This is a genomic window from Antarctobacter heliothermus (assembly GCF_002237555.1).
GTDB lineage: Bacteria > Pseudomonadota > Alphaproteobacteria > Rhodobacterales > Rhodobacteraceae > Antarctobacter > Antarctobacter heliothermus_B.
On the sequence record NZ_CP022540.1, the window covers coordinates 715,775 to 731,607 of the forward strand.

Consider the following 15,833-nt stretch of genomic DNA (forward strand, 5'->3'; position numbering starts at 1 on the left):
ACCGCCGACCGGGGCGTCAGCTTTCGCACAGTTCCAGTGTCTTTTGACGCAGCCAGGCCACGAACTCGCGTTGGCCGCCCTCAAACGCCTTGATCGTCTCGGGTGAGATCGGCTCACCAACAACGGGCTTTTGCGGGCGACGGCAGGCGTGCACCACCTCGTGGATCAACAATCCTTGCCGGATTGTCGCCGAGACGCGGTTGGCAATCTGATAGACGCGGCTGTTCTGACCCGGGAAATAGATCGGCACGACGGTTGCGCCCGACCGTTGCACCATCTTGGCGGTAAACGGGTTCCACCCCGCCTCGACCGCCGTGCCCCACCAGCTTTCGGATGAGGCCACGACACCGGAGGGAAACAGCACAATCACGCCACCGTCCTTAAGGTGATCCATCGCATGCGCGCGCATCTCAAGGCTTTGTTCGCGGGCGTCTTCCTCATGCGGGAAGGGCACCGGGATCATGAACGGCTCGATCTCCTTGACGCCGGTCAACAGAGACCGGGTCAGAATTCGGTAATCCGTGCGCACCCGCCCAATCAATTCGGCCAGGATCATCCCGTCGACCAGCCCGTGCGGATGGTTGGCCACGACAATCACCGGGCCTTTGGAGGGAATGCGGGCAATCTGCTCTGCAGGCGTCTGGATGTCGATACCCATGATGCCCAGCGCCTGGCTCCAGAACGCCTGTCCCTCAACCGGGCCCATCCGTTCGAACCGGCGCACCATACGCAACATCGGGATTTTTCCGGTCAGCCATTCAAGCGTACGGATAGTGTTCGCCTTCCACGGATTCGTGAAGGTGTTGGCGTAGCTGACCTGGCGCTTGTCGTAAGGCGCGGGGTTCTTTGCCACGCCTCTACGCCTGAGGGATGTCGCTTGGGTGCTTTCGACCATGCGCCTGCTTCAGTCCCGTTCTATGCGTCAATCCCGGTGCCGGGACTAACAGTCCTCTCCGAAACGGTCCGCCACCAAGGCTTCGACCGCGTCGGCCAGTGCCTCGGCGTCCGGACCCGAGGTTTGGACTTCAATAGTGCTTCCTTTCGCGGCTGCCAACATCAAAAGCCCCATGATGCTATCTCCGCTGGCGGACATCCCGTCGCGGGCCACCTCTGCCGTTGCGTCAAAGCCTTCCACAACCTCGACCAGTTTGGCCGAGGCACGGGCATGCAGCCCCTTCTCGTTTACGATCTTCAACGCGCGGTTGACGGATGTGGACATGAGGACCGGGCTTTCTCGTGGCGGATCAATACTGTTCAGGAGGGATCAGCCGGAATGTTCTGGCTGTCAATATACTTCCGCCCTGCTTCCAGGGCGTTGCGTACCGCTTCTGGCACCTTGAGATGACGGCTTTTGGTGAGCTTGATCAGCATGGGCAGATTCGCGCCATACAGGATACGACGGTTGTCAGGGCGGCAGGCCGCCAATGACAAGTTCGACGGCGATCCACCGAACATGTCCGTCACGATCACCACGCCACCACCGCTGTCAACCGCGTCGGCGGCTGCCCTGATCTCGTCCTGCTTGGCATCCCGGTCAGCATCCGCCTCAATCGAGATGGCCACAATAGCGGGTTGTTCGCCGACAACATGCTCCACCGCCGCGAGATACTCGCGTGCCAGACCACCATGTGCGACGATTACGATGCCGATCACCTGGTTTTCACTCCACTCACGCCAGTCTCGCGCTCGGCAACAGACGCGGCACCCCGACGTTCCAGTTCACGGTGCCTAATTGACACCCGCCAGCCTTCCTGTGCAAGAGCCGCCGCCACGTTTTCCGTAACGGCAACGGACCGATGTTTGCCGCCTGTACAGCCAAAGCCGATGGCAAAATGCGCCTTGCCTTCGGCTACGCAGGCCGGAAGCATGAGCAGGATCAGCCCCGTCGCGCGGTCCAGAAACTCATCGTAGCGAGGGTCGGCGCCGACAAACCCGGCCACTTCCGGGTCTAGCCCGGTAAAGTCGCGCAGGTCTTTTTCCCAATGGGGGTTGCGGAGAAAGCGGCAGTCGATGACCACATCCAGCCCCTGCGGCAACCCGCGTTTGTAGGAAAAACTCTGGACCGAAACGGCCATGCCCTGACCGGTGACCTCACCAAACCAGCCTTCCATTTCGGCACGCAGATCGTGCACCGTCAGTTCAGACGTATCGATCAGGATGTCAGCGCGTACACTGACATCTGTCAGCAGCGCTTTCTCCCGGAAGACACCGGCTTGCGGTGTGTCATCGGGGGCCATCGGGTGGCGGCGGCGGGTTTCAGAATAGCGCCGCACCAACACCTCATTCGAACAGTCGAGGTACAGCAGATCCACCGTCACGCCCAAGTGTTCCGCCAACGTGTCGCGCAGTTGCAGCAACCCTTCGGCGCTGAAATCGCGGTTGCGCACGTCGATGCCCAGCGCCAGAGGACGCGCGAGCGGGCTGTCCCCCTCAACAAGGCGGGGTATCAGGCTGAGCGGGATATTATCGATGCTTTCGAACCCAAGATCCTCAAGCACGTTGATCGCGCTTGATCGCCCGGCGCCCGAAGGGCCGGTGACAAACACGATGCGGGCGCTGGCCGGTTCCATTTGATCCATTTCTAGTCTCGCCTTCCGGCTGTTAGATAATGAATAAGTCCTGCTGCGAAATACTCAGACGCGGAATTGTGAAGCAATGGCACTTCGACGCCCAGCATGCGGGTGGTGCGGTTAGGTGGCAGGCGATGCGTTTCCGCCACATCCAGATCAAGCACGGCGGCCAGCGGAACGTCGTCGACACAGTCGGCGTGCAAGAGACCGATTCGACGCGCTTCGATCAAACCTCGCAAGGCGAACGGCACGGACAAGTGCAGCAAATCCTGCGTCCGGGTGACGATGGTCCGGTCGTCGGCGATCAGGGTCGCGCCGCGCACCATCATTTCCAGCGCAAGCCCGGATTTGCCGCGTCCCGAGGCACCGCGTATCAACAGGCCCCGGCCCGCCACCGAAACAGAGGTGGCATGCACGATCTCACGCATGGGTGGCGGTCAGACCGGCAGGCCGACGACGAACCGCGCGCCCAGCGGTTCAGACGTGACATCCGCCTCTGTCGGGCGGATGTTTTCGGCCCAGATAACGCCGCCATGCGCCTCGATGATCTGTTTCGAAATCGCCAGCCCAAGGCCGGAGTTGTTTCCAAAATCCTGCTGTGGCCGCGACGTGTAAAAGCGCTTGAAGATCTTTTGCAGCGCATCCTCGGGGATGCCGGGGCCGGTATCCTCAACCACCACCAGAACCCGGTTGTCGCGGCGACGTGCCCAGACGCGGATGGCATCGCCGTCCTCGCAAAAGCTGATCGCATTGGTGATCAGGTTGACAAACACCTGCGCCACGCGCGGTTCCAGCCCGGTGATCGTGACCGGCTTTTTGGGCAGGTCGGAAATGAACTCGATCCCCTTCTGGCGCGCATCCTGACCAAGAAACTCTGTCAGGTTGCCCAGCATTTCCAGAAGATTGAACTCTTGCTCCTCTTCTTTGACCAATTCGCTGTCCAGCCGCGACGCGTTGGAAATGTCGCTGACCAGACGATCCAGCCTGCGGACATCGTGTTCGATCACGTCCAACAGCTTTGTCCGATGCTCTTCTTTCTTAACCATGCGCAGGCTGCCCACGGCGGACCGCAGGCTGGCCAGTGGGTTCTTGATTTCATGCGCCACATCGGCGGCAAACTGTTCGTTCGCGTCGATCCGGTCATACAGCGCGCCAACCATCCCGCGCAGCGCGCCGGACAGGCGACCGATCTCATCGGGGCGCGCAGTCAGATCGGGGATGCGGATGCGACCGGGGGTGCGTGCCTTGCGGTTGCGATCACGGCCAATTTCGGCGGCATCGGCCAGATCGGAAATCGGGTTGGCGATGGTCGAGGCCAGCACAAGGCTAAGCCCGATGGACACCAACGTGGCGATGACAAACATCTGCAATACGCGCTCACGTTCGGCACTGACAGCGGCATCAATTTCGGCCGCAGGAGAGACCAGCGCAATGGTGCCAATCAGCTGATCGCCCTGCTGGATCGGGCTGAAGGCGAAAAAGAGCGTTTGTCCGTCGCCACCACCAGACTCCACGCGGGTCTGCCCCGGATCACCCGCCTCTATCGCGCGGCGCAGGCGGTCCTCCAGATCCAGATCGGGGGTGTCTTCGAAATAGGTGAACAGCCCCGCAACGCTGTCCCATACTGTGTTTAGGAAATCCGATATCAGGGTCGGCTTTTCCTCTTCGGCGGGCGGAATGATCGGGGGCATCACCCCTTGCGTCTCACCGACAAGAAAGCTGGCGCTATCGAAAACCATCAGCTTGACGCCATCGCGCAGATCGATCCCGTCGACCGTGCGTGCTACGTCCAGCCCGTCGCCGGTGCCCAAACTGACCGGCGCGCCAAGCGGCAGTTGCGCCTCAAACACATCGGCGACCAATTCAACTTCGGCCTGCAAGGCATTCACCCGCTGGACGGCCAACGTGTCGCGGGAGGAATTCAGCCACAAAATACCCGCCACCAACACGTTCAACGCAATCAAGTTGAACGTGATGATCTTGCGCGTCAGCGGGGAACGATTGAGCGTGAACAGGCCCCGCCGCGCGCGGTTATCACGCAGCTCTTTTTCGACGATGTTATCCGGGGCGACCCAATCGTCACCCAGCACGACATCCGCATCGCGGCGCGCGCCCTTTCGATCATCCTGCATGGGGAGCTGTTCGGCCAGGGCCATCCCCTACTCTTCGTTGTAGCGGTATCCGATACCGTAAAGCGTTTCGATCGCCGAAAACTCTGTGTCGACCGTGCGCATCTTCTTGCGCAACCGCTTGATGTGGCTGTCGATGGTGCGATCGTCGACATAGACCTGATCGTCATAGGCCACATCCATCAACTGATCACGCGATTTGACGAAACCGGGGCGCTGCGCGAGCGCCTGCAACAGCAGAAATTCGGTCACTGTCAGTGAGACATCCATGCCTCTCCACGTCACCGCGTGCCGCAGCGGATCCATGTTCAGGCTGCCGCGGGTCATCAGCTTGGTCTCTTCGGTGTCGCCGACCACATCGCCGGCAACCGCCTCTTGGCGGCGCAGCAGCGCGCGGATGCGTTCCACCAGCAGACGTTGCGAAAACGGCTTTTTCACATAGTCGTCGGCCCCCATGCGCAGTCCCAGCACCTCATCAATCTCATCGTCTTTGGAGGTGAGAAAGATCACCGGCATCTTGGATTTCTGCCGCACGCGTTGTAGCAGGTCCATGCCGTCCATGCGCGGCATCTTGATGTCGAACACGGCCATGTCCGGCATCTTTTTGTTGAAGGCGTCAAGCGCCGACTGACCGTCGTGATAGGTTTCCACCTCAAACCCTTCTGCCTCAAGGGTCATTGATACGGACGTCAGGATATTCCTGTCATCGTCCACAAGGGCGATTTTAGACATTGCACTGTCCTTGTTACTGCTCTGGTTGCCTGTTTTTTGTCATACTATTGGCGAAATTCCGCTTTACAGCAATGCCAATCTGCGAATCAGGCACCCAACCACACCTCATCGGACGCGAATAAGGCAAAGGAATGGCTAAAAAGCCTCACCCGTTTCCGTCGCATTGTGACGGTCCGGGCCAAGCCTCGGCGTGGTATCGCTAAACTCAGGCTTGGTAGCGCAAACTGCGCTCTTGCGTCCTGTTCATGTCGAAAAGCGACGTGTTAAGAGGGCGTGCACGGGCGTCTAACAGCACCGTACAGCAACTTTCGAAAAGCGCTGCGACAGGAGCAAGGCAAATGACATTTGGACGGGTGAACCCAGAGTTCCGGCTAGAAGACCAGGGGATCGAAGGGCTCGGCAATGTCTATTATAACCTCATGGAGCCCGCGCTTATCGAAGCGGCGCTCAAACGAGGTGAAGGCACGCTGGGCAAAGGCGGGTCCTTTCTCGTAACCACAGGCAAATACACGGGCCGGTCGCCCAAGGATAAATTTGTCGTCCGCACCCCCTTGGTCGAGGATTCGATCTGGTGGGAAAACAACCAGCCGATGGCGGCCGACGCCTTTGACCGGCTGTATGCCGACATGCTGACGCACATGATCGACAAAGACTACTATGTGCAGGACCTTGTCGGCGGTGCCGATCCGGCCAATGCCATCGATGTCCGCGTGGTCACGGAACTGGCGTGGCACAGTCTGTTTGTCCGCCACTTGCTGCGCCGCCCCGACCATGAGGATGTGGACAGCTTCGTCGCTGATTTCACGATCATCAACTGCCCGACTTTCAAGGCAGACCCGGAAAAGCATGGCTGCAACTCAGAGACAGTGATCGCGCTGAACTTTGACAAAAAGCTGATCCTGATCGGAAACACCGAATATGCCGGTGAAAACAAGAAGTCGGTCTTTACGCTGCTGAATTACATCCTGCCCGGCAAGGGCATCATGGCGATGCACTGCTCGGCCAACCATGCGCCAGGCAATCCCATTGATACGGCGGTTTTCTTTGGCCTTTCGGGCACCGGAAAAACCACCCTGTCCGCCGACCCGGAGCGCGTTTTGATCGGCGACGACGAGCATGGCTGGTCGGATCGCGGCACCTTCAACTTCGAAGGCGGCTGCTATGCCAAGACGATCAACCTGTCGCCCGAGGCAGAGCCGGAAATCTACGCCACCACAGAGATGTTCGGCACCGTGATCGAGAACATGGTCTTTGATCCTGAAACCTTTGATCTGGATTTCGAGGATGACAGCCTGACCGCCAACATGCGCTGCGCCTATCCTCTGCACTATATCTCGAACGCGTCCAAGTCGGCCCTTGGCGGGCACCCCAAGAACATCATCATGCTGACCTGTGATGCGTTCGGTGTTCTGCCCCCCATCGCACGGCTGACTCCGGCGCAGGCGATGTATCACTTTCTGTCCGGCTTCACCTCCAAGGTGGCAGGCACTGAACGTGGCGTGACAGAGCCAGAGCCGACCTTCAGCACCTGTTTCGGCGCGCCCTTCATGCCGCGTCGTCCAGAATCCTACGGCAACCTCTTGCGTGACAAGATCGCCAAGCACGGCGCAACCTGCTGGCTGGTGAACACCGGCTGGACCGGCGGCGCCTATGGGACCGGCTCGCGGATGCCGATCAAGGCCACACGCTCTTTGTTGACCGCCGCTCTGGAAGGCAAACTGGCCAGCATTGAGTTCCGCAAAGACCCCAACTTTGGCTTCGAGGTGCCGGTCGCGGTCGAAGGCGTGCCGGAACTGCTGCTGAACCCGCGCAAGACTTGGGAAGACAAGGCCGCCTATGACGCGCAGGCCCAGAAACTGGTCCAGATGTTTGCCGACAACTTTGAGCAATACGCGCCCTACATCGACGAAGACGTAAAGGCCGTTGCCATCGGCTGATCCCCGCTCAGGGATTGGCAAAAGCCCTCCGCTTAGGCGGGGGGCTTTTTCATTTCAAGGGGCAAGGCGGGTAGGCAAAACCCGCCTCTGCGCCTAACTTGTCGACATGTTAGCTTCACGGTCCACCCCGACGGGAGATGCCGCCATGTCCACCAAACCGCTTGCCGCCGTATTCGCCGCCCTGATCGCGGGCCAGCCCGCCCTGGCAGAGGTCGGCGCCTTTGTTTCCCCCCCCGTGACGCTTGAGGGTTTTGGCGTCATCTGTGAGGTCCAGCTACAAGGCACGCGGCCTGCGCCCGACACGCTGTCGGGTCTGTTGAACCTTGTTGATCAGGACCGGCCCATTGATGTCGAGACATTGCAGGTGCCCGCAGAGCTGGGTCTCAGCTTTGGCATACGTTCCAGCCTGACGGCCGGATCTGCGGTGCCTGAGGTGACGGTTGTCGTCACCCATCCGCCCATGGGCCCCAACGGTGTGACCGTTGAACGCTGGCCCACACCAATGAATTTCGGTGAGACCTCGCTGAACCTGTTCACATTCGAGCATGAATATGAACTGGCCGAAGGGGCCTGGATGTTCCAGTTGGAGCAGGATGGCAAGGTGCTACTGCAGCAGCCATTCCAAGTGACGGCCCCCGGCACAGTCCCTGCGGTGCAACAGGCGTGTTTCGCAGCAGAAATCATGTCCTGACCACCGCCTGCAGGTGCAGGCGGGGACCACCCCCGCCTACATCAGAACTGTACCGCTTTCAGGCCGCGCGCAGGCCCAGTGTCTCGCGCGCCTGCTGCCATGTCGCAACGGGGCGTTCATATTTCTCACACAACGCCACCGCACGTTCGACCAAGGCTGCGTTCGACGGCGCAAGGCTGTTCTTGTCCCAGCGCACGTTGTCCTCCAGCCCGGTCCGCGTATGGCCGCCCCCCGCGATGGACCACTCGTTGACTTCGACCTGATGCCGCCCGATGCCCGCCGCGCACCATTCCGCATCTGGTGTCAGGCGCTTGACCGTCTTGATGTAGTAATCAAACACCTCCCGGTCGCAGGGCATGGCGTTCTTCACGCCCATGACGAACTGCACATACAGCTTGCCGGGAATGCGCCCGTCGCGGCTCATCTCTGCGGCCTTGAAGATGTGGCTAAGATCAAATGCCTCAATCTCAGGCTTGACCTCATAGGTGCGCATCTCGGACGCCAGCCAATCCACCAGATCAGGCGCGTTTTCATAAACCCGCGTCGGAAAATTGTTCGATCCGACCGACAACGATGCCATGTCGGGCCGCAACGACAGCATCCCGCCTCGGTCGCGCCCCGCCCCTGACCGCCCGCCGGTGGACAGTTGGATGATCATGCCGGGGCAGTGTTTTTTCAGCCCCTCGACCAGCCGCGCAAAGCGGTCCGGGTCCGACGTCGGCGTCTCATCGTCATTCCGGACATGCGCGTGGCAAATGCTGGCCCCCGCCTCAAACGCCGCCTGGGTCGATTCGACCTGTTCTTCGATGGTGACGGGCACCGCCGGGTTGTCTTTTTTGCGTGGGACGGACCCGGTGATGGCAACACAGATGATACAGGGTTTGGTCATGGCGGGCGTGTTTCCTAAATAGCGGCATTGATGTGGTGCCGCCCTGTTTACTGATTGAAGGTGGGCAGAAACAACCGCGAAGGCGCAAACCCTCGCGGAATTTCCGATCTGTCAGATGTCGAAAAAGACGGTTTCGTCCTCACCCTGAATGCGGATCTCAATTCGGTAGACTGGTGTGCCGTCCCGTTCTGACCGCTTGGCGATCAGCGTGGCGCGGCGACGTTCCCATTCGATCAGGTTCAGCACCGGGTCGGTTGCGTTGGCCTCGGCCTCATCTTCGAAATAGATGCGCGTGTTCAGACCAAGGTTGATGCCCCGCGCCACGATCCACAGATTGATATGCGGTGCCTGAGTTCCGACATTGCGGCCCGGCGTCTTGCCCGGCTTGACCGTATCGAACCCCCATTCGCCGGTGGCGAAATCGGTGATCACCCGGCCCCAGCCGCGAAACCCCTCTTCGACGTCGCCGCCGCCCTCTGGGTGGGCATAAACGCCCTGCGCATTGGCCTGCCACGCCTCCAGCAGCACATCCTTGATCGGGGACCCGGTGCCGTCGATCACAAGACCCTCGACCCGGATACGCTCGCCCGCCGCGTTCGGACCGGCGATATCCCAGCCCAGCTCTTGTTCGTAGATGTCAAACCCTGCTGCGCCGGGGGCCAGACCGATGTGTACATAGGGGCCTGCCGTCTGCGACGGCGTTTCCTTAAGGTAATCGAGTTTCTGGACCATGGATCAGTTTCCTTCCAGACGGTTTTCGAACAGCGTCGAGCGGCGACCGCGCAGCACGATATCGAACTTGTAGGCAATGGAATCCAACGGCACCGTCGCGTTCATGTCCAGCAGCGCGACAAGGCTGTCGATGGCGTCCTGATTGGGGATCGTCTTGACGATCGGGCACTTGGCAATCAGCGGATCACCCTCGAAATAGACCTGACTGATCAGCCGCTGGGCAAAGCCAGAGCCAAAGACCGAGACATGGATATGCGCCGGACGCCAGCTGTTGACCCAGTTGCGCCACGGATAGGCGCCCGGCTTGACCGTACGAAAATAGTAATAGCCATCCGCGTCGGTGATCGTCCGCCCGCAGCCGCCAAAGTTGGGGTCGATGGGCGCAAGATAGGTGTCTTTCTTGTGGCGATACCGCCCGCCAGCATTGGCCTGCCAGATTTCCACCAGCGTGTTTGGCACCGGGCGCGCGTTCTCATCCAGAACCCGGCCGTGCAGGATGATCCGCTCGCCAATCGCACTTTCACCCGGCTGGGCGTAGTTGTGCAGCAGGTCGCGATCCATCGGGTCAATGTCGCTGTGACCAAAGACCGGCCCGGTGATCTCACTGACCGAGTTCTGCAGGCTGATCGGCGAATACTGCGGCGAACGGGCGACGCTGGTCTTGTAGTCCTTGGTGTAGGCGGGCGGGTGCCTCTCGCGGTCCCGCTGGTAGAATTCCCCTTGGCTGGGCATGTCGGTCTCTCCTCACTTGTCCCCGGACGGCGCAGTGTCCTGCGTGGTGTCCTGGGCCTCCATCTCGGCATAGGTTTGCTTGGCTAGCTTCAGCGCATGGTTCGCGCGCGGCACGCCAGCATAAATCGCAACGTGTTGAAACGCCTCCAGCACATCCTGCTTGCTCGCCCCGGTGCGGGCGGTGGCGCGAATGTGCATCGGGATCTCATCGAAGTTGCCCAGCGCCGCCAGCAACGCCAGCGTCAGCATAGACCGATCCCGGTCGCTTATTTTGTCCGACGCCCAGACAGTGCCCCACGCGCCTTCGGTGATCATGGTCTGAAACGGCAAGTCGAACGGTGTCTTGGCCGCCTCGGCGCGGTCCACATGGGCATCGCCTAGGATGCGTCGGCGCACCTGCATTCCGGTGTCATATCGGTTGGTCATGGTTGTCTCCGGTCTGGGCTGGGCTGGGCTGGGCTGGGCTTGGACTAGGGGATGTCGCCCCGCCCCATTCAGTAGGGCAGCCCGATGTAATTCTGAGCCATCACCGATTGCGCATCCCGATTGGAGCGCAGGAACTCGATGTCAGCAAGTTGGATCTTGAGGTCAAAGGCGTTCTGATCCGGGAACCTGTGCAGCAGCGTTGTCATCCACCAACTGAACCGCTCTGCCTTCCAGATCCGCGCCAGCGCCTTTTCGGAATAACTGTCGATGCCAGCGCTGTCGCCGGACTGATAGAACTGCACCAGCCCGTTATACAGGTAATGGATGTCGCTGGCCGCTGTGTTCAGCCCCTTGGCCCCGGTGGGCGGCACGATATGCGCCGCATCCCCGCACAGGAACAGCCGCCCCCAGCGCATCGGCTCGGTCACAAACGACCGTAGTGGCGCGATGCTCTTTTCGATGGTCGGGCCGGTGATCAGGTTTTCCGCCGCCTCTGTCGGGATACGGCGCTTTAGCTCTTCCCAAAAGGCATCGTCGGTCCAGTCGTCCGGGTTGTCGGACAGCGAACACTGGATGTAATAGCGGCTAAGGTTCTCGTTGCGCATCGAACACAGGGCAAAGCCGCGCTCGGAACTGGCATAGATCAGTTCCTCGTGCACCGGCGGGGTTTCCGACAGCACCCCCAGCCAGCCAAAGGGATACAGCTTTTCGTATTCCCTGCGGACGGTCAGCGGGATGGTCTGGCGGCTGACGCCGTGGAACCCGTCGCACCCAGCCACGAAATCGCAGTCAATCCGCGCCGCCACGCCATCCACCTCATAGGTCACATATGGCGCATCGCTGTCGGCATCATTGATCTGCACGTTCTCGACATTGAAGACGATCTTGCCGTCCGCCTTTTCACGCGCCTCATACAGGTCGCGCGTGACCTCGGTCTGGCCGTAGACGACCACATGTCTGCCGGTCAACTCTTTGAAATTTATCCCGAACTGTTCATCACCATAGGAGATGATGGTGCCATCATGGACGAAACACTCCCGGTCCATCCGCTCCCCCGCGCCGGCCTCACGCATTAGGTCGACCATCCCGGTTTCCAGAATACCCGCGCGGATACGGCCAAGGACATAGTCTTTGGTCTTGCGCTCAAGGACGACGCTGTCGATGCCCTTGGTGTGCAGCAACTGGCTCAGCAACAGACCCGACGGACCACCGCCGATGATGCAGACTTGCGTACGCATGATGCCCTCCCCTTTGAACCAAGACTAGAATGAACCACAGGGGCATGTAAAATGACATCTGCGCCCGAACACTTACTAGAAAAGGAAACTGTCATGCTGGATCGCCGGATCAAACTGCGCCATCTGGAGGCAGTCACCGCCATCGCGCGCCAAGGCAGCCTAAAGGGCGCGTGCGCCGAGTTGCACCTGACACAACCCGCCCTGTCCAAAACCCTCAAAGAGTTGGAACAGACGCTGGGTGCCGCCCTTATGACACGGGATCGCGGCGGGGTGCGCCTGACACCAGAGGGCGAGGTGTTTCTTGAATTCGCCGGGCAAAGCCTTGCGGCGCTGCGGCGCGGGGTGTCCGGCGTCGCGGAACTGCGCGAGGGCGGGGCAGAGGTGCTGCGTGTCGGGGCCTTGCCCAGCGTGGCGGTGCGGCTGATGCCTCGGGTGGTGACGCGGTTCCGCGCGCTGTCCCCTACCACCCGACTGGTGCTGCGCGATGGCACCCACGGGGCCCTGACCCGCGAGTTGCAGTCCGGCACGCTGGATCTGGTGTTGGGCCGCATGGGCGCGCCAGAGACCATGGCGGGCATTTCCTTTACCCAGCTTTATCAGGAAGGGGTCGTCTGCGTGGGTCGTGTTGATCACCCACTGGTCGCGCACCCCGGCCTTGCCCCGCAGGACTTGCTGGACTGGCCGATTTTGTACCCGCCAGAAGGGGCCGCCATCCGACCATTGGTGGACCGCTGGTGTGTCGCGCAGGGGCTTGGCCCGTTCCCCGACCGGATCGACTGTGTGTCGGGTGCGTTCGGGCGGCGCTTTCTGCGGGCGTCGGACGCGCTGTGGTTCATTTCCGAAGGTGTTGTTGCCCCCGAAATTGAGGACCGCGCCCTGACGGCTCTGCCGCTGGACCTTGATCTGACCGCCGGTCCGGTCGGGCTGATGACCCGGCCAGAGACCGCAGCCTCACGCAGCAGACAACTGTTTGAACGCGCCCTACGACACGAAGCACAGTCTTTACCCAGATCGTGATGCCGAATCGGTTTCATCCACAACTTAATGCGTCTGTCACCAATTTATCGCTTTACACACCCCCGCTCGCACAGGCACCATATCTTGTAAGGGCGCGGGGAATGCCCGCAGACCCTAGAGCAGGCAGCAAGCGGTGGGGGCGACTCAGCCACCCAGACGCGACAACCAGAGAGGTGTCCACATGGCCCTGTCCGAGCAGTACATCACCGAAGATTTGCACCCGATCGACCTTGTCGAGCATATTGCAGAGTTCAACGACTGGGACTTTGACCGTATCGCCGAGGATCAGATTGCCATGGCGGTCGAAGGCCAGTGGCGCACTTACTCGATCACCCTCGCCTGGTCCGCGTATGACGAAACCTTGCGCATGATCTGCACCTTCGAGATGGAGCCGCCAGAGGCGCGGCTTCCGGCGCTTTATGAAGGGTTGAACCGGGTCAACGACCAATGCTGGGCCGGTGCATTCAGCTATTGGGCCGAGCAAAAGCTGATGGTCTACAAATACGGTCTGGTTCTGACCGGCGGCAATATCGCCAGCGCCGAACAGATCGATACGATGATCACGGCGGCTGTGATGAGCTCGGAACGCTATTACCCGGCGTTTCAGCTGATGGTCTGGACCGACAAGACCCCCAAGGAGTCGCTGCAAATCGCCATCGCAGAGGCATATGGACGGGCGTAAGCAGGCCAGTTCGATCCACCGTTGATCGTCAAGGGGCAGCGCGCAGGCGGTGCCCCTTTTGCATGGGCCCGCCGCACCTACCGCGCGAACACTTCCTCGGTGATGCTTTTCGCAAGCGCGGGCGTCACCGGTTGCCCATTCAGCAGCCGATACCAAAAAGCGCCGTGAATAAACGCCGATAGCATTTCGGCATCCCGTTCCGCCCCCAACTCCCCCCGCTGCTGCGCCCGCTGCAAAAGCGCGGTCACGATCTTTTCGCGCGGCAGGACAAAGCGTTCACGAAACACTGTGCGAAAACCCTCATCCTCTTGCGCCGCAGCGATCAGCGCCCGCAACGGGTCGCCGTCCAAGGTCAGATGCGAAAACACATCCACAAGAAATGCCTCTAGCTGCTCTGCGCAATGCTCCCCCGCCTCTGCGGAGGGCTCCGAGGCATAGCGCCCGGTCTCTTCGAACACCGCGTCCAGTACCAGCTCTGCCTTGCTGGTCCACTTGTTATACAGCGTTTGCCGCGCCACACCCGCCTTGGTCGCGATGGCGGCAATCGACATTTTGGCATAGCCCTTTTCGCGGATCAGCTGCAATGCCGCGGCCTTGACCGCCTGTCCAGCCGCCACATCCGGTGGTCGCCCGCTTGTCCTTTTTTCAACCATGCACAGCCCCTGTTCGGCGCCGCACACATACGGCCCGTTGATTAATAGACCAAAGTCTACAAATTACGTCAGAACTCAGATTAACGTCCTTCTCGCTTGGGCGAAACGGACTCACTTTGCCAAGACAGGTCGCCACTCATGAATCCCCCCGTTCTTACCCCGAAACGCGCTGTCGCGCTGACAGCCGTCCTTGGGTTGCTGTCCATCTTCCCTCCCCTTGCAACAGATATGTATCTGGCCGCCATGGGCACTCTTGCGGACGCGATGAACGCCAGCCACGCGTCAACCGAACTGTCGCTGTCGCTGTTTTTTCTTGGTCTCTGCTTTGGGCAGCTTTTGATCGGACCATTGATCGACGGCTATGGGCGCAAAGGCCCCTTGCTGGCGGGCACCGCACTCTTCGCGGCAACGTCAATCGCCCTGCCGCTGGTCAATGACATCGCCATTTTCAACGGACTGCGCTTTGTTCAGGCCATCGGGGCCAGCGCCGGGATGGTGGTGGGCCGCACCATCGTCAATGACCTGTACCAAGGCCAGCGCGCCGCAAAGGTCATGACCGTGCTGGTGATGCTGTTGACGATCGGGCCGATCGTATCCCCCACACTGGGCAGCCTGCTGCTAGCGACGTTTGGCTGGCAATCCATCTTTGTGACAATGGCCAGCGTCAGCCTTGTGGCCTTGGTCCTGTCGCAACTGATAATCCCCGAAACACTGCCCGCCGACAAACGCACCAACACCCCATTCCGCAACGGTCGCAAATCGGCCGCCACGCTGCTGACCCGCTGGTCCTTTGTGATCCCAGCGGTGATGACCGGATTGATTCAGGGCGGTATGTTCGCCTTTATCACCGGCTCATCCGGTGTCTTCCAAGGAGTCTTTGGCCTAAGCGCGCTGTCCTATGGGTTGGTTTTCGCGCTGATCGCGGCGGCGCTAATCCTGTTCGGTCAACTCAACTCAATCCTGCTCAACCGGTTCACACCCAAGCAGATCCTGTCACGCGGTTTGCCCATCTATGTTCTGGCGACCTTGGGCGGGCTGATGATGTCGGGCACCTCCTCTATCGTTCTGTTTGTCATCCCGCTGTGGATTTCGGTCGGGATGGTTGGATTGCTGTCGGCGAATGTCATGTCCATCGCAATGGCCGAGACGCGCGACAACGCCGGGATGGGGTCCGCGCTGCTGGGTGCAATTCAGTTCGCCATCGCCTTTACCGTGTCGACCTGTGTCGCTCTGGGCGGCACCGATACGCCGCTCGCCATGAGCCTGGGGTTGCTGTTGCCTGCCTGCGCCGCGCTGCTGCTCTCGCTGGCGGCCAGCCGCAATGACCAACGCGCGCCGGTTGACGCCTGAATCACGCGCCACATCGGCAGACGCGGAGAAAATGCCTATTAATCAGGCACTCCGC

Annotated in this window: 18 protein-coding genes; 5 read left to right on the plus strand and 13 right to left on the minus strand. The window is 60.6% G+C overall.

From position 1 onward, the window contains the following. Nucleotides 1-16: 16 nt before the first annotated feature. Genes ANTHELSMS3_RS03505 through ANTHELSMS3_RS03535 form a run of 7 tightly spaced genes read right to left on the minus strand, consistent with a single transcriptional unit; the run spans nucleotide 17 to nucleotide 5,431 of the window. Nucleotides 17-895: a lysophospholipid acyltransferase family protein gene (locus tag ANTHELSMS3_RS03505; protein ID WP_094033657.1), complete on the minus strand. Its 879-nt coding sequence runs from the start codon at nucleotides 893-895 to the stop codon at nucleotides 17-19. Nucleotides 896-940: 45 nt separating this feature from the next. Beyond that, nucleotides 941-1,219 (minus strand): HPr family phosphocarrier protein, encoded by a 279-nt coding sequence (locus ANTHELSMS3_RS03510; protein ID WP_094033658.1) that lies wholly within the window; start codon nucleotides 1,217-1,219, stop codon nucleotides 941-943. Between the two features lie 35 nt (nucleotides 1,220-1,254). After that, nucleotides 1,255-1,653 carry a PTS sugar transporter subunit IIA gene (locus ANTHELSMS3_RS03515; RefSeq protein WP_094033659.1) on the minus strand — a complete coding sequence of 133 codons (399 nt, stop codon included), beginning with the start codon at nucleotides 1,651-1,653 and terminating at the stop codon, nucleotides 1,255-1,257. Beyond that, a complete protein-coding gene (gene rapZ / locus ANTHELSMS3_RS03520) occupies nucleotides 1,650-2,579 on the minus strand; it encodes an RNase adapter RapZ (RefSeq protein ID WP_094033660.1) in 930 nt (309 codons plus the stop codon). Before rapZ ends, ANTHELSMS3_RS03515 begins: the two co-directional genes overlap by 4 nt. A gap of 2 nt (nucleotides 2,580-2,581) precedes the next feature. After that, nucleotides 2,582-2,998, minus strand: coding sequence for an HPr kinase/phosphorylase (locus ANTHELSMS3_RS03525; RefSeq protein ID WP_094033661.1), 417 nt, complete (start codon nucleotides 2,996-2,998; stop codon nucleotides 2,582-2,584). 9 nt (nucleotides 2,999-3,007) lie between these two features. Then, entirely contained in the window at nucleotides 3,008-4,726 is a 1,719-nt protein-coding gene (locus ANTHELSMS3_RS03530) for a sensor histidine kinase (RefSeq protein ID WP_094033662.1), read from the minus strand. 3 nt (nucleotides 4,727-4,729) lie between these two features. Continuing rightward, nucleotides 4,730-5,431 (minus strand): response regulator transcription factor, encoded by a 702-nt coding sequence (locus ANTHELSMS3_RS03535; protein ID WP_094033663.1) that lies wholly within the window; start codon nucleotides 5,429-5,431, stop codon nucleotides 4,730-4,732. A gap of 338 nt (nucleotides 5,432-5,769) precedes the next feature. Here ANTHELSMS3_RS03535 and ANTHELSMS3_RS03540 point away from each other — a divergent pair, with 338 nt between their 5' ends. Continuing rightward, nucleotides 5,770-7,368 (plus strand): phosphoenolpyruvate carboxykinase, encoded by a 1,599-nt coding sequence (locus tag ANTHELSMS3_RS03540; RefSeq protein ID WP_094033664.1) that lies wholly within the window; start codon nucleotides 5,770-5,772, stop codon nucleotides 7,366-7,368. A gap of 145 nt (nucleotides 7,369-7,513) precedes the next feature. Next, complete coding sequence (locus ANTHELSMS3_RS03545) at nucleotides 7,514-8,059, plus strand: DUF3859 domain-containing protein (protein ID WP_157733388.1); 546 nt, start codon at nucleotides 7,514-7,516, stop codon at nucleotides 8,057-8,059. Between the two features lie 58 nt (nucleotides 8,060-8,117). Here ANTHELSMS3_RS03545 and ANTHELSMS3_RS03550 read toward each other — a convergent pair whose 3' ends face one another. The 5 genes from ANTHELSMS3_RS03550 to pobA all read right to left on the minus strand — a co-directional run bounded on the left by ANTHELSMS3_RS03550 (nucleotide 8,118) and on the right by pobA (nucleotide 12,076). Beyond that, complete coding sequence (locus tag ANTHELSMS3_RS03550; protein ID WP_094033666.1) at nucleotides 8,118-8,948, minus strand: 3-keto-5-aminohexanoate cleavage protein; 831 nt, start codon at nucleotides 8,946-8,948, stop codon at nucleotides 8,118-8,120. Nucleotides 8,949-9,059: 111 nt separating this feature from the next. Beyond that, nucleotides 9,060-9,680 carry a protocatechuate 3,4-dioxygenase subunit alpha gene (gene pcaG / locus ANTHELSMS3_RS03555; RefSeq protein WP_094033667.1) on the minus strand — a complete coding sequence of 207 codons (621 nt, stop codon included), beginning with the start codon at nucleotides 9,678-9,680 and terminating at the stop codon, nucleotides 9,060-9,062. Nucleotides 9,681-9,683: 3 nt separating this feature from the next. Further along, nucleotides 9,684-10,412, minus strand: coding sequence for a protocatechuate 3,4-dioxygenase subunit beta (gene pcaH, locus ANTHELSMS3_RS03560; RefSeq protein ID WP_094033668.1), 729 nt, complete (start codon nucleotides 10,410-10,412; stop codon nucleotides 9,684-9,686). Between the two features lie 12 nt (nucleotides 10,413-10,424). Continuing rightward, entirely contained in the window at nucleotides 10,425-10,838 is a 414-nt protein-coding gene (gene pcaC, locus ANTHELSMS3_RS03565; RefSeq protein ID WP_094033669.1) for a 4-carboxymuconolactone decarboxylase, read from the minus strand. A gap of 68 nt (nucleotides 10,839-10,906) precedes the next feature. Then, nucleotides 10,907-12,076, minus strand: a complete 1,170-nt coding sequence (gene pobA / locus ANTHELSMS3_RS03570; RefSeq protein ID WP_094033670.1) for a 4-hydroxybenzoate 3-monooxygenase — start codon at nucleotides 12,074-12,076, stop codon at nucleotides 10,907-10,909. Nucleotides 12,077-12,127: 51 nt separating this feature from the next. On the opposite strand from pobA, the gene pcaQ reads away from it, so the two are divergent. Both pcaQ and ANTHELSMS3_RS03580 read left to right on the plus strand, forming a co-directional pair. Further along, entirely contained in the window at nucleotides 12,128-13,093 is a 966-nt protein-coding gene (gene pcaQ, locus ANTHELSMS3_RS03575; RefSeq protein WP_254694835.1) for a pca operon transcription factor PcaQ, read from the plus strand. Nucleotides 13,094-13,274: 181 nt separating this feature from the next. Next, nucleotides 13,275-13,775 (plus strand): YbjN domain-containing protein, encoded by a 501-nt coding sequence (locus tag ANTHELSMS3_RS03580; protein ID WP_094033672.1) that lies wholly within the window; start codon nucleotides 13,275-13,277, stop codon nucleotides 13,773-13,775. A gap of 77 nt (nucleotides 13,776-13,852) precedes the next feature. Here ANTHELSMS3_RS03580 and ANTHELSMS3_RS03585 read toward each other — a convergent pair whose 3' ends face one another. After that, nucleotides 13,853-14,428: a TetR/AcrR family transcriptional regulator gene (locus tag ANTHELSMS3_RS03585; RefSeq protein ID WP_094036906.1), complete on the minus strand. Its 576-nt coding sequence runs from the start codon at nucleotides 14,426-14,428 to the stop codon at nucleotides 13,853-13,855. 138 nt (nucleotides 14,429-14,566) lie between these two features. On the opposite strand from ANTHELSMS3_RS03585, the gene ANTHELSMS3_RS03590 reads away from it, so the two are divergent. Then, nucleotides 14,567-15,778: a multidrug effflux MFS transporter gene (locus ANTHELSMS3_RS03590; RefSeq protein ID WP_094033673.1), complete on the plus strand. Its 1,212-nt coding sequence runs from the start codon at nucleotides 14,567-14,569 to the stop codon at nucleotides 15,776-15,778. Nucleotides 15,779-15,833 lie beyond the last annotated feature (55 nt).

Coding starts and splice junctions, on each gene's coding strand:
- pcaQ (WP_254694835.1), top strand. CDS start 12,128: ATGACATCTGCGCCCGAACACTTACTAGAAAAGGAAACTGTCATGCTG.
- ANTHELSMS3_RS03540 (WP_094033664.1), top strand. CDS start 5,770: ATGACATTTGGACGGGTGAACCCAGAGTTCCGGCTAGAAGACCAGGGG.
- ANTHELSMS3_RS03505 (WP_094033657.1), bottom strand. CDS start 895: ATGGTCGAAAGCACCCAAGCGACATCCCTCAGGCGTAGAGGCGTGGCA.
- pcaG (WP_094033667.1), bottom strand. CDS start 9,680: ATGGTCCAGAAACTCGATTACCTTAAGGAAACGCCGTCGCAGACGGCA.
- pcaH (WP_094033668.1), bottom strand. CDS start 10,412: ATGCCCAGCCAAGGGGAATTCTACCAGCGGGACCGCGAGAGGCACCCG.
- pobA (WP_094033670.1), bottom strand. CDS start 12,076: ATGCGTACGCAAGTCTGCATCATCGGCGGTGGTCCGTCGGGTCTGTTG.
- pcaC (WP_094033669.1), bottom strand. CDS start 10,838: ATGACCAACCGATATGACACCGGAATGCAGGTGCGCCGACGCATCCTA.
- ANTHELSMS3_RS03585 (WP_094036906.1), bottom strand. CDS start 14,428: ATGGTTGAAAAAAGGACAAGCGGGCGACCACCGGATGTGGCGGCTGGA.
- ANTHELSMS3_RS03535 (WP_094033663.1), bottom strand. CDS start 5,431: ATGTCTAAAATCGCCCTTGTGGACGATGACAGGAATATCCTGACGTCC.
- rapZ (WP_094033660.1), bottom strand. CDS start 2,579: ATGGATCAAATGGAACCGGCCAGCGCCCGCATCGTGTTTGTCACCGGC.
- ANTHELSMS3_RS03590 (WP_094033673.1), top strand. CDS start 14,567: ATGAATCCCCCCGTTCTTACCCCGAAACGCGCTGTCGCGCTGACAGCC.
- ANTHELSMS3_RS03530 (WP_094033662.1), bottom strand. CDS start 4,726: ATGGCCCTGGCCGAACAGCTCCCCATGCAGGATGATCGAAAGGGCGCG.
- ANTHELSMS3_RS03580 (WP_094033672.1), top strand. CDS start 13,275: ATGGCCCTGTCCGAGCAGTACATCACCGAAGATTTGCACCCGATCGAC.
- ANTHELSMS3_RS03525 (WP_094033661.1), bottom strand. CDS start 2,998: ATGCGTGAGATCGTGCATGCCACCTCTGTTTCGGTGGCGGGCCGGGGC.
- ANTHELSMS3_RS03550 (WP_094033666.1), bottom strand. CDS start 8,948: ATGACCAAACCCTGTATCATCTGTGTTGCCATCACCGGGTCCGTCCCA.
- ANTHELSMS3_RS03545 (WP_157733388.1), top strand. CDS start 7,514: ATGTCCACCAAACCGCTTGCCGCCGTATTCGCCGCCCTGATCGCGGGC.
- ANTHELSMS3_RS03510 (WP_094033658.1), bottom strand. CDS start 1,219: ATGTCCACATCCGTCAACCGCGCGTTGAAGATCGTAAACGAGAAGGGG.